The following is a 24382-nucleotide window of genomic DNA, read 5'->3' as shown; positions in this document are numbered from 1 at the left end:
TTCGACCTTTTTGGGCCGTTTTCTCCCGCTTTTTACCGCCGATTGATGTCGAGATGAATGGTTTTGGCCGCGTGACTCCGGCTTGAATTTTGTCGGAAATGCGTTTGGGTCACATGTACGTGTACGGCTCTTGAATTCGTTGTTGCGCCGTTAACCCGAATTGGTTCTAGCTTGATCCACTAGGTTATTCGGGGAGGACATTCATGAACAATCTGCGTTTGAAAGCACTGCTGGGGGCGGGGTGTTTTTCGCTGGCTTTGATGGGCTCGGCGCACGCCGGCGGCTTCTCGCGCGGCACGGCCGATACCGACATTCTTTTTGAGGACGGCAATTTCAACATGCGCACCAGCGTGACCTATGTCGCGCCGACGAGAAAATATTCCAAAAACCTGCTCAATCCCAGTTTGGTTGGCGAGAACTATGCAGACGCTTACGCTGTCCCTTCGGCCGCTGTGAAATTCAAGCTGTCGGACAGCCTATCTTGCGCAGGTACCTACACAGAATCTTATGGCGGTGGAGCGACATGGTCGTCGCCCAGTGGAACTCTTTTGAAGCTCAAGGAAAATTTTACAATCTACGAGGGCGCAGTCACCTGCGGTGTGAAATTTGATTTGAGGAAAGGCCGCTTTTGGGTGCTTGGCGGCGTCTACCATGAGGATGTCGACTACAATCTCCTCGCTGTTGCTGGATTGCTTAATGTCAATCTGAAGGACAGCAATCTGGGGTGGCGTGCGGGCGTTGCCTACGAAATTCCAGAGATCGCGTTACGCGCACAGTTGATGTACCGTTCCGGTGTATCGATCGATGCGTCCGGTTCGGCGACTGCTAGCCCTCCGCTGAGTCCCTTCCCAGTGTCCATCACCCAGCCTGCGACGGGCGACACCAAGTTCCCACAGTCGCTGGAGTTCAAGGCTCAAACCGGCGTAGCACCAGACTGGCTTGTCTATGGTAGTGTCAAGTGGACAGATTGGTCGGTTACCAAGCAGTTGAACCTTCACTCCCCGACCTTAGGAATCGAGAACGGCAATGACTATTTTTGGCGCGATGGCTGGACCGTCACGGGCGGCGTTGGTCATAAGTTCAACGACCAGTTTTCTGGAACCATCTTCGCGTCCTATGACCGGGGTGTGAGCACCGGTTGGGATTTGACGGGGGATACCTACACAGTCGGTACCGGCGTCGCGATGAAGGATAAGCTAGGCGGTGAACTTCGATTGGGTGTTGCCGCGATCTATCTGGCGTCCGTGTCCGAGACCCAGTATACGCCTTCTTTGCTCAATCGTACCGTGCAGGGCGATTGGGGCTATGCGCTGTCGGGTGGCTACAGCATCAAGTGGTAACTATCTGAAATTGAACGTGAAAGGCCGGGCATTGCCCGGCCTTTTTGTCGGGCCGGACCTCGTCGAGGATCCCGTTAGCCAAAGGGCGTTGCATATTAGCCGCACTGGGGCCGCCTCCTGCGATTGTGACGTTTCGGCAACACTCTCTGAGCAACCCCTGCGCTAAAGGTCAGGCCGAGGAAGTTGCCCATTTCCCGCCATAAACCCGGCGCACCTCGAATTGGTCCCGGGATGCGCGCCAGAAGGCTCGGCGATGGGACAGGCCGCACCGCCCGCGGCAAGGAAGAGAATGGACGCCAAGGTCGTTTCAAAGGCTAAGCTCCCTAGCCGCCATGTGACTGTCGGTCCGGCACGTGCGCCGCACCGGTCCTATCTCTATGCCATGGGGCTTTCCGCCGCCGAGATCGCGCAGCCCCTGGTCGGCGTTGCCTCCTGCTGGAACGAAGCAGCACCTTGCAACATCTCGCTGATGCGCCAGGCGCAGGTGGTCAAGAAGGGCGTGGCGGCCGCCAACGGCACGCCGCGCGAATTCTGCACCATCACCGTCACCGACGGCATCGCCATGGGCCACCAGGGCATGAAGTCGTCGCTGGTGTCGCGCGAGGTCATCGCCGATTCGGTCGAGCTCACCATGCGCGGTCATTGCTACGACGCGCTGGTCGGTCTCGCCGGCTGCGACAAGTCGCTGCCGGGCATGATGATGGCCATGGTGCGGCTCAACGTGCCGTCGATCTTCATCTATGGCGGTTCGATCCTGCCAGGCAGCTATCGCGGCCGCCAGATCACCGTGCAGGATGTGTTCGAGGCGGTCGGCCAGCACTCGGTCGGCACGATCGGTGATGCCGAACTGCTTGAAATCGAGCAGGCCGCCTGTCCGTCGGCCGGTTCCTGCGGCGCCCAGTTCACCGCCAACACCATGGCCACCGTCGCCGAGGCGATCGGTCTCGCGCTGCCCTATTCCTGCGGCGCGCCGGCGCCTTACGAAATGCGTGACCGCTTCAATTTCGCTTCCGGCGAAAAGATCATGGAACTCGTCGCCAAAAACATTCGACCGCGCGACATCGTCACGCTGAAGGCACTTGAAAATGCGGCGACCGTGGTTTCGGCAACCGGCGGCTCGACCAATGCGGCGCTGCACCTGCCGGCGATCGCGCATGAGGCGGGCATCAAGTTCGACCTGTTCGACGTGGCGAAGATCTTCGAGAAGACGCCTTATATCGCCGACCTCAAGCCAGGCGGCAAATATGTCGCCAAGGACATGTTCGAGGCCGGTGGCATTCCGCTGCTGATGAAAACGTTGCTCGACCACGGCTATCTGCATGGCGATTGCCTGACGGTCACTGGCCGTACTTTGGCCGAAAATATGCAGCACGTTGCCTGGAATGAACATCAGGATGTGGTCCGCCCTGCCAACCGGCCAATTACCCAAACCGGCGGCGTCGTGGGGTTGCAGGGAAACCTTGCCCCCGAAGGCGCGATCGTGAAGGTCGCGGGCATGGTGGAGTTGAAATTCTCCGGCCCGGCGCGTTGCTTCGATTCGGAAGAGGAATGTTTTGAGGCGGTGACGAACCGTGCCTACCGGGAAGGCGAGGTCCTGGTCATCCGCTATGAAGGGCCGCGCGGCGGTCCTGGCATGCGCGAGATGCTGTCGACGACGGCGGCACTCTACGGCCAGGGCATGGGCGGCAAGGTGGCGCTGATCACCGACGGCCGTTTCTCAGGCGCGACGCGCGGCTTTTGCATCGGCCATGTCGGGCCGGAAGCAGCGGTTGGCGGTCCGATCGGTCTCATCAGGGATGGCGACGTGATCACGATCGACGCCGTGAACGGCACGATCGACGTGGCGCTGACGGAGTCCGAACTGGCGGCAAGGGCGACGACATGGAAGGCGCGCACAACCGACTATCAGTCGGGCGCGATATGGAAATACGCACAGACGGTAGGGTCGGCCAGGGATGGCGCGGTCACCCATCCGGGCGGTGCGAAAGAAACACATTGCTATGCGGACATCTGAGTTGTTGAAGTCGACACCAGAGTTGTTGAAGTCATCTGTCCTTTCGGCACTGGTCGCGGTTGCGATCTTTGGCGCCGTGGGGCAGGCCATGGCCTTCGACGACAAGGTGTTCGACGACAAGACCGGCGTGAAGCCGCAGTCCAGCCCTTGGGCGGTGTTCCAGTTCGGGTTCTCCGCCTACAAGAACGGCCATAAGGAGCAGGCCGCCGAGGCCTATAAATACGCCGCCGAGAACGGCCAGATCGGCGCCACCTGGAAGCTTGCACGCATGTATGCCGAAGGCGACGGCGTGGCCCGCGACGATTATGAGGCGTTCAAATTCTTCTCGGAGATCGTCGACCAGGACGTCGAGCCCGGCTCTCCGGAAGAAAGCTACGTCTCGGACGCGCTGGTGGCGCTGGGCGATTATCTGCGCAAGGGCATTCCCGGCAGCCCGGTCACCGAGAACGAGGTGGCGGCACAGGAATACTACATGCGCGCCGCCGCCAACTACCGCAACCCGAACGCCCAATTCGAGATGGGCCAGATGTTCCTGAAGGGCGAGGGCGGTGTCAAGGCCAGCATCAAGCAGGCCGGGCGTTGGTTCCAACTCGCCGCCGAGAAGGGCCATGCCGGTGCGCAGGCAACGCTTGGCCACCTGTTGTTCCAGAGCGGCAAGATCGTGCGCGGCCTGGCGATGATGACCGCGGCGCTCGAACGCGCGTCACCGGCCGATCAGCCGTGGATCCGCGGCATGCAGGAAGAGGCTTTCGCCGCTGCCGGCGAAGCCGACCGGCGCACCGCGATCTCGCTGGCGGACGACATCCTGACCAAGGGCAACAACGCCGATCAGTAGGGCCGGCACTTATTTCCTGCCGGTTGTCTCGAAAAATTCCTCAATCTGGAAACGTGGCGCTGCCCTCATCTGGCTGCCGGCATCTTCTCCCGCAGTGACGGGGAGAGGGGGCAGGGCTAGCTGTCGCCGCGAGCAAGGAGCGCTGCCGCCCAATTAAGCCACTCAGTTCTCGGTCGGCTCCGTTGGAACCGTGCCCGGCGCTGGTGTCGAGATCGGCGTTGGATCGACATGCGGCGCCGTCGTGTTTTCTGGGCAGTTGTCCCCGACCTTGGTCCATGATGTGTTGTTGAGCACCATCTCGCAGCGGGCCAAATGACTCTGGCCGGCAACCGTCAGGCAGGCGACCTGGCCGACGGGATAGGATTTTCCATTGGCAAGGCATTCCGGAGCGGCGGAGGCCGGCATGATCGCAGCCGTGGCAAATGCCAAGCCGATCGGACAAAGAGCAAATCGAATGGTCACGGGAACCCTGGCCGCCATGATGATTTCCTATCATGCGCCTGATTGTGGCGACAGGAGGTCCGGACGGTTTGGCGGCATAAGGGTCTGCGTCAGGCCGGCTGCAGCGCGAGGTCGACCGCCACGGGGACGTGATCGGACGGCTTTTCCCATGCGCGCACATGCTTTTCGATCGACGCCGATGAGAACCGGTTCGCGGCTTCCGGCGACAACAGCAGATGGTCGATGCGGATGCCGTTGTTCTTCTGCCAGGCGCCGGCCTGGTAATCCCAGAATGTGTAGGTGTCCGGGGCATCGGTTACCGCGCGCACCGCTTCGGTGAAACCGAGGTTCAGCAGCCGGCGGAAGGCCTGCCGTGTCCGCGGCTGGAACAGCGCGTCGCCCAGCCAGTTTTCGGGAAACCGTGCGTCGATCGGCTCGGGAATGACGTTGTAGTCGCCGGCCAGCACCAGCGCCTCTTCCAACCTCAGCCGCTCTTCGGCCCAACGCTCGAGCCGCGCCATCCAGGACAGCTTGAAGGGGAACTTCTTCTCGTCATCGATCGGGTTGCCATTCGGCAGATAGAGCGAGGCGACGCGAAGCGCCCCCTTGTCAGTCGAGAACACGCCTTCGATGAAACGCGCCTGTTCGTCGGCATCGTCGCCCGGCAGGCCCCTGATGACCTCGTCGAAGCGCAGCTTGGACAACAGCGCGACGCCGTTGAAACCCTTCTGGCCATGGGTTTCGACATTGTAGCCAAGGGCCTCGATCTCGGCGCGCGGAAACTGCTCGTCGACCGTCTTGATCTCCTGCAGGCAGACGATGTCAGGCGCGCTCTCGGTCAGCCAATGGGTAAGGTTGCCGAGTCGGGCGCGTACGCCGTTGATGTTCCAGGTGACGATTTTCATGGGGACCTCAATGTTCTTCCGGCGCAAGGCGTTCGACCAGGCCGATCGTATTGCCAGCAGGGTCCTTTAGGAAGGCCATCCATTCGCTTTCCCCCGCCGGACCGAACTGGCCTTCGGTGTCGCGATGGACGAGCGCCGGCGGCGCGGTGAAGGGGACGCCATTGGCTTTTGCCTCGGCGTGGAAGCCTTCAAGGCCAACAATGTCGAGGTAGACGGTTCCGGCTGGAATGCCGTCGGTGAACAACATCCTGACGTCGCCGGCCATGATGAAAGCTATGCCTGGCGGGTCGAAACGCGCGTGCACGTTCATGCCGAGCACATCGCGCCAGAAGGCCAGCGTTGCGTCGAGATCGCGCCCGGCCGACAGCGCGACCTGACGGACCGCGCCGATGGCCGGCATGCTGCTAGATGGAGAAACTGGTGCCGCAGCCGCAGGAGGCGACCGCATTCGGGTTCCTGATCTGGAACGACTGGCCCATCAAATCGTCGACAAAGTCGATGACCGAGCCGCCCATATAAACCAGCGACAGATCGTCGATGAGCACCGTGGCGCCGTCCTTCTCGATGGCGACGTCGTCGTCGTTGCGCGCATCGACCAGATCGAACTTGTAGGAAAAGCCGGAGCAGCCGCCGCCTTCGACGGAAACGCGCAGCGCCGTCTTGCCGGCCTCGCCAGAGACAATTTGAGCGATCCGCCTGGCGGCGGCCTCGGTCATCTCGACTTTCATGGCGGTCTTGGCATCCGCGCCCATGGGCGTCACCTTGCTTTCGGTTTTACATGATAGGTATGAAGCGCGACGGGGCAAGTCAACTGCGGCGGCATCAGCCATGATAAATGAGCTTGGCGACATCGGATTCGGCTATCGGCCGCGTGCGGCCTATGCAACGGATCCGGCGCGTTCGCGCGGCAGGCTGTTCGACGAGGCCGAAAGTCCGACCCGAACGCCGTTCCAGCGCGACCGCGACCGCATCATCCATTCGACGGCCTTCCGCCGGCTCAAACACAAGACGCAGGTCTTCATCGCCCATGAAGGCGACCATTATCGTACCCGGCTGACCCATTCGATCGAAGTGGCGCAGATCGCGCGCGCGCTGGCGCGGGCGCTGCGTGGCGACGAGGACCTCGCCGAGGCGGTGGCGCTGGTGCATGATTTCGGCCACACACCCTTCGGCCACACGGGCGAGGACGCGCTGAACGAAAAGATGGCGGCTTGGGGCGGCTTCGACCATAACGCGCAATCGCTGCGCATCGTGACGAGGCTCGAGGCGCGCTACGCTGAATTCGACGGGCTGAACCTGAGTTGGGAGACGCTGGAAGGCCTGGTCAAGCACAATGGTCCGCTGACCGACAGCAGCGGCAAGGGTCTGAAAGGGCCGATACCGCAGGCGATCCGCGATTACTCGGAACTGCAGGATCTCGAACTCGACCGGTTCGCCGGCATCGAGGCGCAATGCGCGGCGATTGCCGACGACATCGCCTACAACACGCATGATATCGACGATGGGCTGCGGTCAGGGCTGCTGACGCTTGACATGCTGGAGGCCGTCTCGCTGCCGGGAGCGATCCTGAAAGGCGTGCGCGAGCGCTATCCCAGGCTTGATGACGTGCGCACCGGCCATGAATTGATGCGGCGGCAGATCACGGACATGGTTGAGGATGTGATCAAGTCGACAACCGCCAATCTGGAGCGCGTCGGGCCGCAGAGCGCCGATGCCGTGAGGGCGGCGGGCGAGACCATGGTGACCTTTTCCGCCGAGATGGCAGAAGCCGAGAGGGAACTGAAGGCCTTTCTCTACAAGCATCTCTACCGGCACAAGGAGGTGATGCGGGTGCGTGCGGACGCCGAGCAGATCGTTCGGGACCTGTTCGACGTCTATTTCGCCGACCCGCGCGCCATGCCGGACGGCTGGCGCGAAGGGCTGGAACGGGCAGAGGATCGCATCAAGGCGCGCAGCGTCGCCGACTTCCTGGCCGGCATGACCGACACTTACGCGCTCAAGGAACACAGGCGTTTGTTTGACCGGACCCCGGATTTGAGCTAGGGCGGGCTCGATTTGCCGGCCAACGGGCCGGATTCGTCACAAAGCCGCCAGAGCATACACCATGAACATCTTCGCCGATTTCACCGCGCGAGTCGTAAAGGCTGTCGAAGCGCTCGAGCTGAAAGACAGCAATGGCGTTTCGCCCGACCTGTCGCGTATCGCGGTCGAGCCGCCGCGCGACGCCACACATGGCGATCTCGCGACCAACGCGGCAATGGTGCTGGCCAAGCCCACCGGACAAAACCCGCGCGCGCTGGCCGAGAAGCTGGCGGGAGCGCTGCGGGCCGACAGCGATGTCGCCGCCGCCGAGGTTGCCGGTCCAGGCTTCGTCAATCTGCGGCTCAAGGATGGTTTCTGGCAGGCGCATCTCTCGGCGCTGCTGGGCGAGGGGCGCAACTATGGCCGCTCGACGATCGGCGCCGGCCACAAAACCAACGTCGAATATGTCTCGGCCAACCCGACCGGGCCGATGCATGTCGGCCATTGCCGGGGCGCCGTCGTCGGTGACGCGCTCGCCAACCTGATGGCGTTCGCCGGCTACGACGTGACCAAGGAATACGTCATCAACGACGCCGGCTCGCAGATCGACGTGCTTGGGCGCTCGGCGATGCTGCGCTACCGCGAAGCGCTTGGCGAGGACATCGGCGATATCCCGGCAGGCCTTTATCCCGGGGACTATCTCGTCTCGGTCGGCGAAGCCCTTGCCGGGGAGTTCGGCCGTTCCTTGCTGCAGATGCCGGATGACGAGGCGTTGGCCATCGTCAAGGACCGGACCATCGATGCGATGATGGCGATGATCCGTGAGGACCTGGCGCTGCTCAACGTGCATCACGACGTGTTCTTTTCCGAACGCACGCTGCATGCAGACAATGCCAGGAAGATCCGCTCGGCGATCAACGACCTGACGCTGAAGGGCCATATCTACAAGGGCAAGCTGCCGCCGCCCAAGGGAGAGAAGCCGGACGACTGGGAAGACCGCGAACAGACGCTGTTCCGCTCGACCGCGGTTGGCGACGACATGGACCGGGCGCTGGTCAAGTCCGATGGCTCGTTTACCTATTTCGCCGCCGATGTGGCCTACCTGAAGGACAAGGTCGATCGCGGCTTCGTCGACCTGATCTATGTTCTCGGTGCCGACCATGGCGGCTACGTCAAGCGCCTGGAAGCTTTGGCGCGGGCAATCGCCGGCGACGACGTCAAGCTCACCGTCCTGCTGTGCAATCTGGTCAAGCTGTTTCGCGACGGCGAGCCGGTCCGCATGTCGAAGCGCTCCGGCGACTTCGTGACGCTGCGCGAGGTGGTTGAAGAAGTCGGACGCGATCCGATCCGCTTCATGATGCTTTACCGCAAGAACGATGCGCCGCTCGATTTCGACTTCGCCAAGGTGACGGAGCAGTCCAAGGACAATCCGGTGTTTTACGTACAGTACGCTTCGGCGCGCTGCCATTCGGTGTTCCGGCAAGCGAGCGAACAGTTGGGGGAGGCGAATTTCGACCGCAACAGACTGTCGGCCGCGGCAACATCGCTGACTGACGAAGGTGAAATCGGCCTGATCAGGAAGCTTGCCGAATATCCGCGCCTGATCGAGTCCGCGGCACTTGCGCTCGAGCCACATCGGCTGGCATTTTATCTCTATGATCTGGCTTCCAGTTTCCATGGACACTGGAACCGGGGCACGGATAATCCGGACTTACGTTTTGTTAAGGTTAACGACCGAGAATTGACGCATGCCAGACTAGGGCTGGTGCAGGCTGTTTCGGATGTTCTGACGTCCGGCCTGACGTTGATCGGAGCCGCCGCGCCCACCGAAATGCGTTAGGTTTGACTAAAAAACCTGTCACCTTTTGCCCACATTGCGCTGGTAAGGGCCAACCCTGCGCGACGTCCATGGCGTCCGAATGAGTGCGAGTTCGGGAACAATAATGGCAGATAGAACCCAACTGAGAGCAGCCGACAACAACGACGTCGCCGACGATGATCCGTTCGCGGAACTGACCAGGATCATGGGATTTGACCCGCGCCAGCCCGTCAGGCCGCCGGCGCCGGCGGAGCCGAAAGCCGCTGCCGCCGATCAGGCCGAGGGCGATTTCGAGATCGATCTCGAGAAGGAACTGATGGGCGAATTCGACGCTGGCGACAGCGTTGCCGCTCCAGTTGTCGAGACTCATGAGCCGGCATTCGAGCCGATGGTCGTCGATGCGGCGGACGACGATCTGGCGCTGTCGCTCGATGACGATTTCCATCTGGACATGACTGAAGTCGATGACCGGACAGTCGTCGCCAGCCCCGGGAACGCTGGCGCCTCGGAAGCCGCCTCGTCGGTCGAGCCCGCCTTGGACGCCAATTTCGACAATGCTATCGCCAGTTCGCTCGAAGACGTTTCGCCCTTTGACGACGATCTGGCGATGGAGGACGAGCTCGCCGCCTCGCTCGATCAGCATTTCCATGTCGAGGACGAGGCGAACGAGACCCGGTATGCCGCTGTATCGCCGGTTGCCGAAGCGCCGGTGGCCGTCGAGCCGGCCTCCGATCAGGAATTCGACGATGCGGTCGCGATCTCGCTCGAAGACGAACTGATGCTCGACGACCACTCCGAGGATCATCGCCAAGCGACTGCTGTCGAATATCCGGAACCGGCACTGGCCACTGCGAATGAAACCCAGGCGATCTCCGACGAGGATTTCGTGGGCCAATTCGACGATGCCATGGCCGATGTTGACGTGGATTCTGACGTTCAGGCGCATGAGCCAGAGGCTTTTGATGAGGTGCAAGCGCACGAATTGCTTGCCGGCGCTGTCGATACCAAGGACGAGATTTCAGGCGCCGACGGTGTGTCGGATGACGCTTTCGACCTGAATTTGGACGAGGCGTTTGGCAAGCTTCCCGAAGAGCCCGCCGCCGCGGCTACGGCCGCGCAACCGATGGCGCCCGAGGCAGCCATTGCGCCACCGGCGCAAGCGCCCATCGCGGATGAACCAAGCCTCGAGGACGAGTTGAACGCGCTTCTTGGCGCCATGACCGCGCGCACGCTGCCTTCGGCCAGGGAGCCTGCCAGTGCTCAGCCCGCCAATGCTGAACCCATCGTGACCCAGCCGGCGCCGCCCCCCGTTCAGCCGCCTCTCGCCGCGACTGCAGAGGTTCCGGAGGAACCCGCCGATCTCGTTGGTGATCTCGACTGGGATATCGATGAACCAGCAGCCGAGGATGTGTATCACTCCGGTTCCACCCATCGGGGCCAGGATTTCGGCTCGGATGCCGCTGAGCAGGGCGATGTCGATTTCGACAACAATGCTTTCGACGCGGCCCTGGCCGAGAGCGTCGACCCGCGTGGCGAAACAGCATCCCGGCAGGATCAGGACGATTCGCTCGATTGGCTGGCGGATCGCTCCGCACCGTTGGAGCCGGCCCGCTCTTGGAGCCGCGTGACGCCAGTCCCTCAACAGCCGGCATTTGCCGCCCAGCCTGCTGCCGCGATGGCGGCCAGGACGGCGACACCGGAAGTGGCCGCCGTACCGTCCTACCATCGGGACGAGCCGGTTGCGGCTGTTCCCTATACGGCTCCGGTATCGGCACCGCAGGCGCGGCAGTCCCCGCGTTATGAAGAGATGCCCGACGTCGAGACGGTCGATGTGCCGGAGCGCGTCGTGGCGCTGGCTGACGATCTAGACATTCCGGAGTTGCATTTCGAGGACGACGAGCCGGGGGCGTCCGGTTACGACGATCTCGACGCCGAGTTCGCCAGCCTTCTGACCGAAATGAATTCCGTGGAGGTCGCGCCTGCTGCCGCCAGCGCCGCTGCTTATGCCGACGAATCCTACAATACCGGGTTCAATCCGGGGTATGACGGGGGCAAGCCGGGATACGACGAAGTCAATCCGCGATATGACGAAGTCAATCCGGGATATCAACAATCGCGACCGGCTTATCGGCCGGAAGCGCGGACCTATGCTGCACGGCCGGCGGAAATGCCCGCCCGCGCGTCGGCGGCTTCGGGGTATGCCGATGCTGCCGAAGGTTTCGACCTCGACAATCTGCCCGGCAGCCAGCCTGCCACGCAGGCGGACGATTTTACCGTCGATGAACTCGATTACGATCCCGATCTGGACGAAGCGATGTCGGTTCCGGGGCTTGGCGAGCAGGAAGCCGCCAGGTCGTCGGGCCGGCGCGGCCTGTTCGTTGCCGCGATTGTCGGTGCCGTGGCGGTCGCGGGCGGTCTTGGCGCCTTCGCGCTGTCTTTGGGCGGCAAGGGCGGCAGCGAAGCCCCGGTGATCGTCAAGGCCGACAATTCACCGATCAAGGTCAAGCCGGAAAATCCCGGCGGCACCGTGGTGCCGAACCAGGACAACAAGGTCTATGACGCGGTGGTCAAGGGCGCGAAGCCCGCCGAGCCAGTCCAGCAGAAGCTCGTCACCAACGCCGAGGAGCCGGTGGACGTGAAGGCGAAGGACCCGGCCCGCGCCGTCGATCTTTCTCCCGGCCAGAATGTTGCCGCCGGCACGAATGGCGGCGACGTTTCGACCGCTGGTGCGGCCCCCGCCGACAATGCGGCGCCCACGCCGAAGTCTGAGGATCGCATCGCGCAAGTCCTGCAGGAAGCCGACAAGGGCACCAACAACGATATCGTTGCCGTTGCGCCGCGCAAGGTCAGGACCATGGTGGTCAAGCCCGACGGCTCACTGATGGCGCGCGAGGATTCGGCACCGGCAGCACCGCAGGTGGCTGCGGCGGAGCCGACCGATCCGGCGCCACAGCATGTGGCGCCTGCCGGCCAGGCTGGTGCCGATCAGGCTCATGCCGACCAGACTCATTCCGATCAGACTGGCACCGACCAGACTGGCACCGTTGCACCTGCCGCTGCGCAGGCTGCCGATGAGCCGGCTCTGAAGCCCGCAGCCAAGGCTGAAGCCAAGGCGCAGTCGGTCAACACGCCAGCCAAGGTTGCGATCGCGCCGCAGCGTCCGTCCGACCAGCCGGTCGACGTGGTCGGTGAGGTCAAGCCCGATCAGGTCGCTTCCATCGATCCGGCGTCGACCGCGACCGGCAGCGGTTCGTGGTCGATGCAGATCGCTTCGCAGCCGACTGTGGAGAGTGCCCAGTCGACCTACCAGGATTTGCAGCGTCGCTATGGCGCCGTGCTTTCCGGCCGCACGGCCAACATCGTGAAGGCCGAGATTGCCGGCAAGGGGACGTTCTACCGCGTCCGCGTTCCGGCCCAGTCGCGCAACGATGCCATCAATTTGTGCACCAGCTACAAGGCCGCGGGCGGTAACTGCTTCGTATCGCGCTAGACGTCGATCCACTTGTTCAAAGCCGGCGCGGCCCGAGGCCGCGCCGGCTTTTCACATGGCGACATTCATGTGCGTGATGCTTTCATGTGGAAGCATGTTTTGCGGTCCTGCGCATGTGGTCAAGGATGATTCCCTTCGACGGCGCGAAGCCCTAGACTTGTGAAATGACCGAATCAAAATCCATGATCCTCGGCTGTGCCGGGAAATCGCTCACCCGCGAAGAAATCAATTTCTATCGCAATGAATGCCCGTGGGCCTTCATCCTGTTTGCCCGCAACATCGGCGAAGCCGAGCAAATCCGCGATCTGGTCGCCGAAATGCGTGACTGTATCGGACGGCCCGACGCGCTGGTGTTCATCGACCAGGAAGGCGGCCGGGTGCAACGGCTGCGGCCGCCGCTGGCGCCGAACTATCCCTCTGGTGGTGCGCTCGGGGCGCTGTGGCGCGACGATCACGATGCCGGCGCCCGCGCCGCCTGGCTGATGGCGCGGCTGCATGCCTTCGACCTGCTGCGCTACGGCATATCAGCGGATTGCCTGCCGGTGCTCGACGTGCCGATCGAAGGGGCCAGCGATGTCATCGGCGCGCGCGCCTATGGCAAGGACCCGCGTCCGGTCATCGAACTCGGCCGCGCGGCGGCCGAAGGCCTGATGTCGGGCGGCGTGCTGCCCGTGATGAAACACATTCCAGGGCACGGCCGCGCGTTTGCCGATACGCATTTCGAATTGCCTGTCGTCGACGCTTCGCTCGGCGATCTGCAACGGCACGACTTTGCTCCGTTCCGCGAGCTCAACCATCTGCCGATGGCGATGACCGCGCATGTCGTCTACAGCGCGATCGATCCCAAGAACCCGGCGACCACGTCCGGCAAGGTCATAGACGAGATCATCCGCCGCGAGATCGGCTTCGATGGACTGCTGATGAGCGACGATACCTCGATGAAGGCACTTTCTGGGGATTTCCCGACAAAGGCGGCCTCGATCCTTGCGGCGGGCTGCGATCTGGTCCTTCACTGCAACGGTGTTTTCGAGGAGATGGCGGGCGTTGCATCGCGCACGACAGGGCTTGAGGGCAAGCCGCTGGAGCGCGCCAAGCGGGCGATGACCTATATAAGCAAACGCGACGCGGCCGAAGAAACCGAGATTCGTGCCGAATTTGCCACCTATTTCGATGCGGTGGCCTAGCAAGGGGAAGTGAGAGGCAGTGGCGGAATCATTGGAAAGCAAGGCCGCGAAGGCTGCACCGATGGACCGCCTGTGGGCCGAGAACGATGATTCACGGTTGACGGGCGACCCCTCGCTGGTCGTCGACGTGGCCGGCTTCGAAGGCCCGCTCGATCTGCTCTTGCATCTTGCCCGCAACCAGAAGGTCGATCTGGCGCGTATCTCCATCCTGGCGCTGGCCGAACAGTATCTGGCCTTCATCGAGGCGGCGAGGACGTTGCGGCTGGAACTGGCCGCCGACTATCTGGTGATGGCGGCGTGGCTGGCCTTTCTCAAATCCAAGCTCCTGATTCCCAAGCAGCCAGGCGAAGAAGGCGAAAGCGGTGAGGAACTGGCGGCGGTGCTGCAGTTCCGGCTGAAGCGGCTCGAAGCCATGCGTGACGCGGCGGCGCGGCTGGTCAACCGCAACCGGCTCGGCCGTGACGTGTTCGGGCGCGGCATGCCGGAAATGGTCATCGTCGAGAAGCGCAACACCTATTCGGCTTCGCTTTACGACCTCTTGACCGCCTATGCCCAGCAGCGGCAGAAGCAGGCGATCACCAATGTGACGATCGCCCGGCGCGGCGTCTGGTCACTCAAGGATGCCCGCGACATCCTGATCCGGCTGATCGGCTCGTTGCGCGACTGGACGACGCTGGACAGCTTTCTCATTCAATATCTGACCAGCCCGCAAGAGCGGCGCACCGCGATCGCCAGTTCGTTCGCGGCCACACTGGAACTGGTGCGCGAGCGCAAGGTGGATATGCGGCAGGATGAGGTGTTCGCACCGATCTATCTGCGCGACCATCGCGCACAGACAGTCAAGGCAGTCGAGGTGGCATCATGAGCGAACGCGCCAACGCTTCGGTTATCCCTTTCAAGATGGACGACGAGCCGGAAGCGGGCGAGATCGGCCAGGCTTCGGCCCAGAACCCGGCGCAGAATCCAGCCGAACGCCTTCACATGGCGGAAGCCGTGCGCATGGCCGAGGCGATCGTGTTTGCCAGCGCCGAGCCTGTCAGCGAAAAGCAGCTCGCCGCCCGGCTTCCCGATGGCATCAATGTCGCGGCGGCCATGGCCGAACTGCAGCAGATTTATGCGCGCCGCGGAGTCAATCTGGTGCGGGTGGGCGACGCCTGGGCGTTCCGCACCGCCGGCGACCTGGCGTTCCTGATGAGCCGCGACACGGTGCAGCAGCGCAAGCTGTCGCGGGCGGCGCTCGAAGTGCTGGCAATCATTGCCTATCACCAGCCGGTGACGCGCGCGGAGATCGAGGATATCAGAGGCGTCGAAACCTCGAAGGGGACGCTGGATACGCTGCTCGAGACGGAATGGGTGCGCATGCGCGGCCGGCGCAAAACGCCTGGCCGCCCTGTCACATATGGCACTACCGGGACCTTCCTCGACCATTTCGCGCTCGAGGAGATCCGCGATCTTCCGGGTATGGAGGAACTGAAGGGCGCCGGCCTGCTTTCGGGCCGCATGCCGTCGAACTTCTCCATTCCGCAGCCGCCGGCCGATCCCGACGCGCTGACCGAGGACGAGGATCCGCTGACCGACATCGATCTCGAGGAACTCGGTCTGCTGACGCCGCGCGTCACGGAAGATTGACCACGACCGCCTATAAAAAGCTTTCTTGCGGCTTTACATGCGCCGTTTGGTAGCGGGCAGCATCGCTGAAAATGGGTGACATCCGACGCCCTTTCATAAACTCTGTCGCGGTTGTGTTTGAATCCCAACGCGAAAACGCATAGATCATCGCCAGGGAAAACATTCGAGAGAGATTTGCTATGGGTTCATTTTCGATTTGGCACTGGATGATCGTGCTGGTCATCGTGCTTCTGGTGTTCGGCCGGGGCAAGATTCCCGAGCTGATGGGCGATATGGCCAAGGGCATCAAGAGCTTCAAGAAGGGCATGGCCGACGACGACGTTGCCGACGACAAGCGTACCGTCGAGCATCGTGCCGACGAGACTGTTTCGGGCGTGAAGGAAAAGGCCAGCAAGAGCTGAGCCAAAAATTCTAGTCGGAACAGATTGCCATGTTTGAAGTCGGCTGGACCGAAATGCTGGTGATCGCGATCGTCATGATCGTTGTCGTCGGGCCGAAGGATTTGCCCAACATGCTGCGCACCTTCGGCCGCACGACGGCGAAGCTGCGCGCCATGGCCGCCGACTTCCAGAAGCAGTTCAACGAGGCATTGAAGGAAGCCGAGCTCGACGACGTGAAGAAGTCGGTCGACGAACTCAGGGGGCTAAGCCCGGTTGCCGAAATCCGGAAGCAGCTCAATCCGTTCGAGCAGGCCGCCGCCGATGTGCGCGCAGGCGTGGACGCGGCGATGAAGCCGAAGCCGGCCGCCGATCCGTCGGCCCCTGCCGCTTCGACGCCACAGGCGGCCGAGCCGTTGAAGAACGGCGCGACGATCATGCCTGGGGTCAATGGGCCCGAAGCCGCGACACCCGCCCCGATTTCCCCGGCAATGACCGATGAACCGGTGGTGGCGGCATCCACGGAGCCTGTCGTTGCGCCGAAGGCATCCGCAGGCAGGAAAACCGCCAAGACGGCACCGGCTGCGAAAGCCTCGTCCAGGGCCTTGACATCCACAACTGCGGTGAAGGCAAAGGCCGAACCCAAGGCGCCGACGAAGGCCGCCACGGTGGCAAAGCCTGAAGCCGCGGCTGTGACGAAGCCTGCCGTGGCCAAGGCGCCTGCTGCCAAGGCGCCTGCAAAGGCCGGACCGAAGCCTGCTCCGGCGAAGAAGCAGGTGACCAAAAAGACGGCTGGAGCCGCCAAGTGAGCGTTTCGGACAAGGAAAAGGACGAGATCGAAAAATCGTCGGCGCCTCTGATGGAGCACCTGATCGAGCTGCGCAGGCGGCTGATCTGGTCGCTCGGTGGCTTCTTCGTAGCCTTCCTGGTCTGCTTCTTCTTTGCCAAGAGGCTGTTCAACCTTCTGGTCATCCCGTTCAAATGGGCGACGAAATGGGCGGGACTCGACCCACACAAGGTCGAACTGATCTACACCGCGCCGCAGGAATTCTTCTTCACCCAGGTCAAGCTGGCGATGTTTGGCGGCATGGTCATCGCGTTTCCGCTGATCGCCACGCAGATCTACAAATTCATCGCACCCGGCCTCTACAAGAACGAGCGAAACGCCTTCCTGCCGTTCCTGATCGCATCGCCCGTCCTGTTCCTTATGGGCGCTTCGCTGGTCTATTTCTTCTTCACGCCGATGGTGATGTGGTTCTTCCTTGCCATGCAGCAGACGGGCACGGACGAGCAGGTGCAGATTTCGCTGCTGCCGAAAGTGTCGGAATATCTCAGCCTGATCATGACGCTGATCTTCTCCTTCGGCCTGGTGTTCCAGTTGCCGGTGGTGACGAGCCTGATGACACGCGTCGGCATGCTCTCGTCCAAGGCCTTGGCCGAAAAGCGCAAATGGGCGATCGTCATCGCCTTCGTCGTTGCCGCCGTGCTGACGCCACCCGATCCGATGAGCCAGATCGGCCTGGCCATCCCGACCATCCTGCTCTACGAGATCGCCATCTGGTCGTCCCGCCTCATCGAACGCAGCCAGGAGCGCGAGCGCCGGGCGCGCGAGAAGCAGGACGCCGAGGAAACCGTCGCGGACAAGGCCCCGGACGAGCCTCCGGCGTCTGCTGCCTCGTAAGACGCCAGCGGCGGCGGAAAACCACAACCGCCGCCCGGCCTCATCTTGCATCGATCAAGGATGCGGTTTACGCCCTCGGAGCTTAGCTCAGGAGCGTTCAAACCATGCTTGACATCAAATGGATTCGCGACAACCCGAAGGCCCTTGTCGAGGCGCTCACCAAGCGCTCGTGGCCGTCGGCTGAGGCGCAGTCCGCGGTAGACGGGCTGATCGCCACGGACGAGGCGCGGCGCGAGCACGTCACCGAGCTGCAGACCAAGCAGGAACGCCGCAATGCCGCCTCCAAGGAGATCGGCAACGCCATGCGCTCGGGTGACGCGGCGCTCGCCGAAAGACTGAAAGCGGAGGTCGGCGAGATCAAGACCTTCATCCAGAACGGCGAGGCACGCGAGCGTGAACTCGACAAGGCGCTGAACGACGCGCTGGCGGTGCTGCCCAATGTGCCGCTCGACGACGTGCCGGTCGGCAAGGACGAGCACGACAATGTGGTCAAGCACGTCGTCGGCGAGATACCGACGCGGCCGAACTGGGTGAAGGAGCATTTCGAGATCGGCGAAACGCTCGGCATGATGGATTTCGAGCGCGCGGCAAAGCTGTCGGGCTCGCGCTTCACCGTGCTCAAGGGCGGCCTGGCGCGGATGGAGCGCGCGCTCGGCCAGTTCATGCTCGACCTGCACACGACCGAACACGGCTATGAAGAAGTCATCCCGCCGCTGATGGTGAAGGACGACGTTCTGTTCGGCACCAACCAGTTGCCGAAATTCGAGGAGGATTTGTTCTTCACGTCGCACGGGGAGGGCAGGCTTGGCCTGATCCCTACCGCCGAAGTGCCGCTCACCAACCTCGTACGCGAGGAAATCACCGCGCATGAAAAGCTGCCGCTGCGCTACACCGCGCTGACGCCGTGCTTCCGCTCGGAGGCGGGCTCGGCCGGGCGCGACACGCGTGGCATGCTGCGCCAGCACCAATTCTACAAGGTCGAACTGGTGTCGATCACCGACCAGGAGTCGTCGCTCGCCGAGCATGAGCGGATGACGCAATGCGCCGAGGAAGTCTTGAAGCGGCTCGGTCTGCCGTTCCGCACCATGGTGCTGTGCACTGGCGACATGGGGTTTGGCGCGCGCAAGACCTACGACATCGAGGTCTGGCTGCCCGGCCAGAACGCCTATCGCGAAATCTCGTCCTGCTCGGTCTGCGGCGATTTCCAGGCGCGCCGCATGGATGCCCGCTACAGGGACAAGGACGGCAAGGGCAACCGTTTCGTCCATACGCTCAACGGTTCGGGCACTGCTGTCGGCCGCGCGCTTATTGCTGTCATCGAAAACTACCAGAATGAAGATGGCAGCGTAACCATTCCTGAAGTGCTGCGGCCTTACATGGGCGGCCTGGAAAAGATCGAATCGAAATAATGCGCACCCTCCTGACCAATGACGACGGCATTCATGCCGAGGGCTTGGCTTCGCTGGAGCGCGTCGCCCGCACACTTTCCGACGATGTCTGGGTGGTGGCGCCGGAGCAGGACCAGTCCGGCTACGCGCATTCGCTGTCGATCTCGGAACCACTGCGGCTGCGCAAGATAGGCGAGAAGCATTTCGCCGTGCGTGGCACGCCGACCGACTGCGTCATCATGGGCGTCAAGAAGATCCTGCCCGGCGCGCCGGACCTTATCCTGTCCGGCATCAATTCGGGCGCCAACATCGCCGATGACGTGACCTATTCGGGCACCGTCGCAGGCGCCATGGAAGGCGCTTTGCTCGGTATCAGGTCGATCGCGCTCAGCCAGGGCTACAGCTATGTCGGCGAGGACCGTGTCGTCGCCTACGAGACCACCGAGGCGCTGGCGCCGGCGCTGCTGAAGAAGCTGGTCGCGGCGCCGCTGCCCGACGGTGTGCTGCTCAACGTCAATTTTCCGAACTGCCTTCCCGAGGAAGTGGCCGGCACGGTGGTCACCACGCAGGGCAAGCTGGTGCACAGCCTGTGGGTCGACGAGCGTCGCGACGGGCGCGGCCTGCCTTATTACTGGCTGCGCTTCGGCCGCGAGCCGGTCGAGGGCAAGCAGGGAACCGACCTCTTTGCCCTGCGCAACAGGCTGGTGTCGGTGACGCCGTTGCAGCTTGACCTTACCGCGCATGAGATCCGTGACCAGCTGAGCAAGGCGCTTGCATGAGCCAAGGCGTTCCAATCGATGACCGCGAAGGATTTGCCGCTTTCCTGCTGCGCCTGCGCGGCAGGGGGACCGTGCCGAAGGCGCTGATCGCGGCGTTCGAGGCGACGCCGCGGCGCGGCTTCCTGGCGGCGCAGTTCCACCAGATCGCCTGGTCCGACCGCATGCTGCCGATCGAATGCGGCGAAGCGATCGAAGGGGCTGACATGCAGGCGGCGGTGATCGCCGCACTCGCCATCGAAGCGGGAAACCGCGTGCTCGAGATCGGCACCGGCTCCGGCTACACATCGGCGGTCATGTCGCGGCTGGCGTCGCGGGTCGTGACCGTCGATCGTTACAAGACGCTGGTCGAGCAAGCCCGGCAGCGTTTCGAGGCGCTCGGTATCGGCAATGCCATCGTGCGGCAGGCCGATGCTTCCAACGGATTGCCCAATGAAGGCCCGTTCGACCGCATCGTGGCCTGGGCGGCATTCGACAGCCTGCCGCGTTTCCTGCTCGACCAGTTGTCGAGCGGCGGTATCGTCATCGCACCGATAGGGCCGGAGGAGGGCGAGCAGGTGCTGGCCAAGCTCACCAAAGTCGGCAGCCGTTTCGAACGCGAGGATATCGGCATGGTCCGGCTGCAACCGATCCTGCGCAGTTTGGCAGCAGTCATCTAGCTTCGGGCCGGCTGCCGGTCGCTTCCGGGTCTTGGTATCCGTGGCGCTGACCGTTCCCAAATGTTTTAAGAAAATTTTTGTCGGATTCTAATGGGTTAACTGCCCAGTAACATTAACGCGCTTTAATCCCGTCCAGTTGGTGCAGAGTTTGTGCGGGTCAGTGCGATGCAACTCAGTGTTTTGAAAGCAAATAGTCGCAATCTGGCGCGAGGGTGCGCCGTCTTGATGATTGCGGGCGCGGCGGCAGGGTGCAGTTCCCAGGCTTCGCGGTTCAACAGTGTCGACGACGTCTTCACCTCCTCGACCAACAATCAGCGCGCCATCATCAACAAGCAGGATGCGGTGCAGCCTTATCCCGGCGATGTGTCCGCCGCTCCGCTCGACGGCAGCCACACGCAGTCGGTGACCCGTTCCAGCCTTGAGCCGGTTTCGAGCCGGCCGTTGCCGCCGCCGGCTTCAGCCCAGGCCGCGCCGGCGCTCGCGCCTGCCGCCAATCCGGTGCGGGTTGCATCGGCGCCGGCCCTCGTTCGGCCCGCTCCTCACGTCGACAGCACGACGACCGGCACTGTCACGCCGGCCGCGAAGCCCTTCAAGAATGCCCAGCCCGACGAGCCGAAGATGGCCCAGGCAGGCAGGCCACACGCGACCGAAATCGTCGTCAGGGACGGCGAAACCATTTCCGGCCTGGCGGCGCATTACAAGGTGCCCGCCGATGTCATCATGAAGGTGAATGGCCTGAGCCCGACCAAGGGGCTGAAGAGCGGCCAGAAGATCGTCATTCCGGCCTATGGCTACTCAAGCAAGGCCGAGCCGAGGATTGCCGACGCAAAGCCGGTCAAGGACGGCAAGCACGATCTGCCGGCCAGCGTGCCGGACAAGGTGGCCGTGCTGCCGCAGCAGCCGAAGCTGAAGGAGGGCAAGTCCGCCGCCCAGGTCGATGCGTCGGCCGCGGCGAACCAACCCAAGGAACCCAAGCCGGCGCAGGTGGCCCGGGTGACCGGCGCCGCCGGCACCTATACGGTGCAGTCGGGCGACACGATGTCCTCCATCGCCAGGAAGACCGGTGTCGGCGTCGTTGCTCTGAAGCAGGCCAATGGCATGAAGGATGGCATGCTGAAAATCGGCCAGACCTTGAAGGTGCCGGCCGGCGGAACGGGTACGGTCGCCAGCGCCAAGCCGGCGAAGGTCGATCCGGTCACCACCGCCACGACGCAGCCGGCGGCAAAGGCCACGCCTTCGGAAACGCTGGCCTCCTATACGCCGCCGAAGAAGGACGCGAAAGTCATCCAGCAGGCAGAGGATGACGACGCGGTGGCGCCGGGTGCCACCGGGATCGGCAAGATGCGCTGGCCCGTCCGTGGCCGGGTGATTTCCGGTTTCGGATCCGGCAAGGACGGCGTCGACATCGCCGTGCCAACTGGCACGCCGGTCAAGGCGGCCGAGAACGGCGTGGTCATCTATGCCGGCGACGGCCTGAAGGAATTCGGCAACACCGTGCTGGTGCGCCACGAGAATGGTCTGGTCACCGTCTATGGTCACGCCAGCTCGATCGAGGTCCAGCGTGGCCAGAAGGTCAAGCGCGGCCAGGAAATCGCGCTGTCGGGCATGAGCGGCACGACGGACTCGCCGAAGCTGCACTTCGAAGTGCGCAAGAATTCGGCTCCGGTCGATCCGTCAGCCTATCTCGAATAGAAGAAAAGAAGCGATATGCGGTCCGCCTGACCTCCAGTCCGGCCCGCCGGCTCAGCCCGTTCCGCAAGGAGCGGGCTTTTTCAGTCGAGTTCGATCCGTTGCAGACAACTAGCCAACCTGCGATCCTATCGACATGATGGAAAACCCTGCCGCGCCATGGCCTTTGCTGCAAGTCGCGATCGAGGCTAAGTCGAAGGCCAATCGGGAGAAGTTGCTTGTCGCTTTGTCTGAACTGGTCGACGAGGACCCTTCCTTCCGCGTCAAGACCGACGAAGAATCCGGCCAGACGATTATTTCGGGCATGAGCGAACTTGACCTCGACACCATCGTCGACCGCATGCGTCGCCAGTTCAAGGTCGAGGTCAATGTCGGCGCACCGCAGGTGGCCCATCGCGAGACGATCACGCGCAAGCACGAGCAGGACTACACGCACGATAAGCATACCGGCGGTACCTGGCAGTTCGCTCGCGTCAAGATCCTCTTCGAACCGAATCCGGACAGCAGCGAGCTCCAGTTCGAGACCAAGATCGTCGGCGGTGCCGTGCCGAACGAATACATCTCAGGTGTCGAAAAGGGTATCAACAGCGTCATGACGTCCGGCCCGTTCGCCGGATTTCCGATGATCGGCGTCAAGGCGACGCTGATCGACGGCGCCTACCACGACGTATACTCCTCGTTGCTTGCCTTCGAAATCGCCGGCCGCGCCTGCTTCCGTGAAGCGGCACCCAAGCTTGGCGTGCAGCTGCTTGAGCCGATCATGAAGATCGAAGTGGTGGCGCCAGAAATCCACGTCGGCAGCGTCATCGCAGAACTGCACAGCCGTCGCGGCCAGATCCGCGGTAGGGAAACCCATGACCTGGCCGCCGTCATCAACGCCACAGTGCCGTTGGCCAACATGTTCAAGCTGGAGGATGCACTCCTTTCACATTCGAAAGGGCAGGCACGCCTGAGTGCCAGCTATGCCGGATACGCCACCGTTCCTCTACCGCCCGACGACAGCGACCCGTCGGCCGCCATGGCCATCGCCTGAACTCCGGTCTCCATGGTCATTTGCCTGGATCAGCTGACTAAGTCTCGACCTAGTCCTTCAGCGGTTTGCCGAGCCGGCCGGCCAGGTCCTGCGTGAACTGCCAGGCGACGCGGCCCGAGCGGCTGCCGCGTGTCGTCGCCCATTCCAGCGCTTCCGCCCGCAGCTGCTCGGGGTCGATGTCGAGGCCATGGTGGGTGGCATAACCATTGACCATGTCGAGATATTCGTCCTGCGAGCATTTGTGGAAGCCGAGCCACAGGCCGAAACGGTCGGACAGCGAGACCTTCTCCTCGACCGCTTCGGACGGGTTGATGGCGGTCGAGCGCTCATTGTCGATCATGTCGCGCGGCAGCAGGTGGCGGCGGTTCGACGTGGCGTAGAAGATGACGTTGGCCGGGCGACCCTCGACGCCGCCTTCAAGCGCCGCCTTCAGCGACTTGTAGGACGTGTCGTCATGATCGAAGGACAGGTCGTCGCAAAACAGGATGACGCGGAAAGCAGCCGCCTTCAGCAAGCCCATCAGCTTCGGCAGCGTGTCGATGTCCTCGCGATGGATTTCGATCAGCTTCAGCGGCAGGCCGGATTTGGCCTTGGCGTTGATCTCGGCATGCACGGCCTTGACCAGCGACGATTTGCCCATGCCGCGCGCGCCCCACAACAGGACGTTGTTGGCGGCAAAGCCGGCGGCGAAGCGCTCGGTGTTGTCGACGAGGATGTCGCGGACGCGGTCGACACCGCGGATCAGGCCGATGTCGACGCGGTTCACCTTGCGCACCGGCTCCAGATAGCCGGGATCGGCCTGCCAGACGAAGCAATCGGCCATGTCGAGGTCGGTTTCAGGCACCGGCGGCGGAGCGAGGCGGCCGACCGCCTCGATCAGCCGATCGAGTTTCTGGTTCAAGGCGTCGATGCTGGTATCGGTCATGTCAGGTCTTTTTGCTTGGTTCTTGCGGTGGCAGGCGGAGCGGTTCGATTCCAGCGGTTTCGAAACCGGTCGCAACCATTTGTTCGAACGTGATCTTTTGCGAAAACCGGGTCTCGGCTTTCGTGATCCTGCTCTAACACGGCTAAACAGGCCGGAAAAGCAGCCGATTTGCCCG

At 62.8% G+C, this 24382-nt stretch carries 21 protein-coding genes and 1 pseudogene; 17 read left to right on the top strand and 5 right to left on the bottom strand.

The window, feature by feature from the left end; genetic code table 11:
• Positions 1-203 precede the first annotated feature (203 nt).
• The 3 genes from LB556_RS03490 (at position 204) to LB556_RS03480 (ending at position 4189) form a co-directional block, all read left to right on the top strand.
• Positions 204-1340, top strand: coding sequence for an OmpP1/FadL family transporter (locus LB556_RS03490; protein ID WP_224563656.1), 1137 nt, complete (start codon positions 204-206; stop codon positions 1338-1340).
• Between the two features lie 289 nt (positions 1341-1629).
• On the top strand, positions 1630-3354 hold the full coding sequence (ilvD, locus tag LB556_RS03485; protein WP_224563653.1) for a dihydroxy-acid dehydratase: 1725 nt from the start codon (positions 1630-1632) through the stop codon (positions 3352-3354).
• The gene (locus LB556_RS03480) at positions 3341-4189 is read left to right on the top strand and encodes a tetratricopeptide repeat protein (protein ID WP_224563650.1); all 849 of its coding nucleotides are present in this window, start codon (positions 3341-3343) and stop codon (positions 4187-4189) included. The genes ilvD and LB556_RS03480 overlap by 14 nt, the downstream gene beginning before the upstream one ends.
• 162 nt (positions 4190-4351) lie before the next feature.
• Here the strand turns inward: LB556_RS03480 and LB556_RS03475 are convergent, their stop codons facing one another.
• From LB556_RS03475 to erpA, 4 genes are all read right to left on the bottom strand, one after another.
• Positions 4352-4669, bottom strand: a complete 318-nt coding sequence (locus LB556_RS03475; RefSeq protein WP_224563647.1) for a hypothetical protein — start codon at positions 4667-4669, stop codon at positions 4352-4354.
• Between the two features lie 71 nt (positions 4670-4740).
• Complete coding sequence (gene xth, locus LB556_RS03470) at positions 4741-5535, bottom strand: exodeoxyribonuclease III (RefSeq protein ID WP_224563645.1); 795 nt, start codon at positions 5533-5535, stop codon at positions 4741-4743.
• Between the two features lie 7 nt (positions 5536-5542).
• Complete coding sequence (locus LB556_RS03465) at positions 5543-5935, bottom strand: VOC family protein (protein ID WP_224563643.1); 393 nt, start codon at positions 5933-5935, stop codon at positions 5543-5545.
• A gap of 4 nt (positions 5936-5939) precedes the next feature.
• On the bottom strand, positions 5940-6287 hold the full coding sequence (gene erpA / locus LB556_RS03460; protein WP_224563641.1) for an iron-sulfur cluster insertion protein ErpA: 348 nt from the start codon (positions 6285-6287) through the stop codon (positions 5940-5942).
• A 76-nt stretch (positions 6288-6363) separates the two neighbouring features.
• Between erpA and LB556_RS03455 the strand changes: the two genes are divergently transcribed.
• The 14 genes and pseudogenes from LB556_RS03455 to fusA all read left to right on the top strand — a co-directional run.
• Positions 6364-7578 (top strand): deoxyguanosinetriphosphate triphosphohydrolase, encoded by a 1215-nt coding sequence (locus LB556_RS03455; RefSeq protein WP_224563639.1) that lies wholly within the window; start codon positions 6364-6366, stop codon positions 7576-7578.
• 61 nt (positions 7579-7639) lie between these two features.
• The gene (gene argS, locus LB556_RS03450) at positions 7640-9397 is read left to right on the top strand and encodes an arginine--tRNA ligase (protein ID WP_224563637.1); all 1758 of its coding nucleotides are present in this window, start codon (positions 7640-7642) and stop codon (positions 9395-9397) included.
• A gap of 103 nt (positions 9398-9500) precedes the next feature.
• On the top strand, positions 9501-12866 hold the full coding sequence (locus tag LB556_RS03445; RefSeq protein ID WP_224563635.1) for an SPOR domain-containing protein: 3366 nt from the start codon (positions 9501-9503) through the stop codon (positions 12864-12866).
• Between the two features lie 164 nt (positions 12867-13030).
• A complete protein-coding gene (gene nagZ, locus LB556_RS03440; RefSeq protein WP_224563634.1) occupies positions 13031-14050 on the top strand; it encodes a beta-N-acetylhexosaminidase in 1020 nt (339 codons plus the stop codon).
• A 61-nt stretch (positions 14051-14111) separates the two neighbouring features.
• Positions 14112-14915: a segregation and condensation protein A gene (locus tag LB556_RS03435; RefSeq protein ID WP_224563885.1), complete on the top strand. Its 804-nt coding sequence runs from the start codon at positions 14112-14114 to the stop codon at positions 14913-14915.
• The gene (gene scpB, locus LB556_RS03430; protein WP_224563632.1) at positions 14912-15679 is read left to right on the top strand and encodes an SMC-Scp complex subunit ScpB; all 768 of its coding nucleotides are present in this window, start codon (positions 14912-14914) and stop codon (positions 15677-15679) included. Before LB556_RS03435 ends, scpB begins: the two co-directional genes overlap by 4 nt.
• A 179-nt stretch (positions 15680-15858) precedes the next feature.
• On the top strand, positions 15859-16080 hold the full coding sequence (locus LB556_RS03425) for a twin-arginine translocase TatA/TatE family subunit (protein ID WP_149905444.1): 222 nt from the start codon (positions 15859-15861) through the stop codon (positions 16078-16080).
• 29 nt (positions 16081-16109) lie between these two features.
• Complete coding sequence (gene tatB / locus LB556_RS03420) at positions 16110-16865, top strand: Sec-independent protein translocase protein TatB (RefSeq protein WP_224563629.1); 756 nt, start codon at positions 16110-16112, stop codon at positions 16863-16865.
• A complete protein-coding gene (tatC, locus tag LB556_RS03415; protein ID WP_224563626.1) occupies positions 16862-17737 on the top strand; it encodes a twin-arginine translocase subunit TatC in 876 nt (291 codons plus the stop codon). The genes tatB and tatC overlap by 4 nt, the downstream gene beginning before the upstream one ends.
• Before the next feature lie 104 nt (positions 17738-17841).
• Entirely contained in the window at positions 17842-19146 is a 1305-nt protein-coding gene (serS, locus tag LB556_RS03410; protein ID WP_224563622.1) for a serine--tRNA ligase, read from the top strand.
• On the top strand, positions 19146-19904 hold the full coding sequence (gene surE / locus LB556_RS03405; protein WP_224563619.1) for a 5'/3'-nucleotidase SurE: 759 nt from the start codon (positions 19146-19148) through the stop codon (positions 19902-19904). The genes serS and surE overlap by 1 nt, the downstream gene beginning before the upstream one ends.
• Positions 19901-20560, top strand: coding sequence for a protein-L-isoaspartate(D-aspartate) O-methyltransferase (locus LB556_RS03400; protein ID WP_224563616.1), 660 nt, complete (start codon positions 19901-19903; stop codon positions 20558-20560). Before surE ends, LB556_RS03400 begins: the two co-directional genes overlap by 4 nt.
• A 165-nt stretch (positions 20561-20725) precedes the next feature.
• Complete coding sequence (locus LB556_RS03395; protein WP_224563612.1) at positions 20726-22252, top strand: peptidoglycan DD-metalloendopeptidase family protein; 1527 nt, start codon at positions 20726-20728, stop codon at positions 22250-22252.
• A 118-nt stretch (positions 22253-22370) separates the two neighbouring features.
• A pseudogene (fusA, locus tag LB556_RS03390) lies at positions 22371-23282 on the top strand (elongation factor G); the annotation flags it as partial.
• Between the two features lie 49 nt (positions 23283-23331).
• Here the strand turns inward: fusA and LB556_RS03385 are convergent.
• The gene (locus LB556_RS03385; protein WP_224563609.1) at positions 23332-24207 is read right to left on the bottom strand and encodes an ATP-binding protein; all 876 of its coding nucleotides are present in this window, start codon (positions 24205-24207) and stop codon (positions 23332-23334) included.
• Positions 24208-24382 lie beyond the last annotated feature (175 nt).

The organism is Mesorhizobium sp. ES1-4, from assembly GCF_020164745.1.
Taxonomy (GTDB): domain Bacteria; phylum Pseudomonadota; class Alphaproteobacteria; order Rhizobiales; family Rhizobiaceae; genus Mesorhizobium.
The sequence above is the reverse complement of the archived record's forward strand: the minus strand, read 5'-3'. Positions and strand labels throughout refer to the sequence as shown.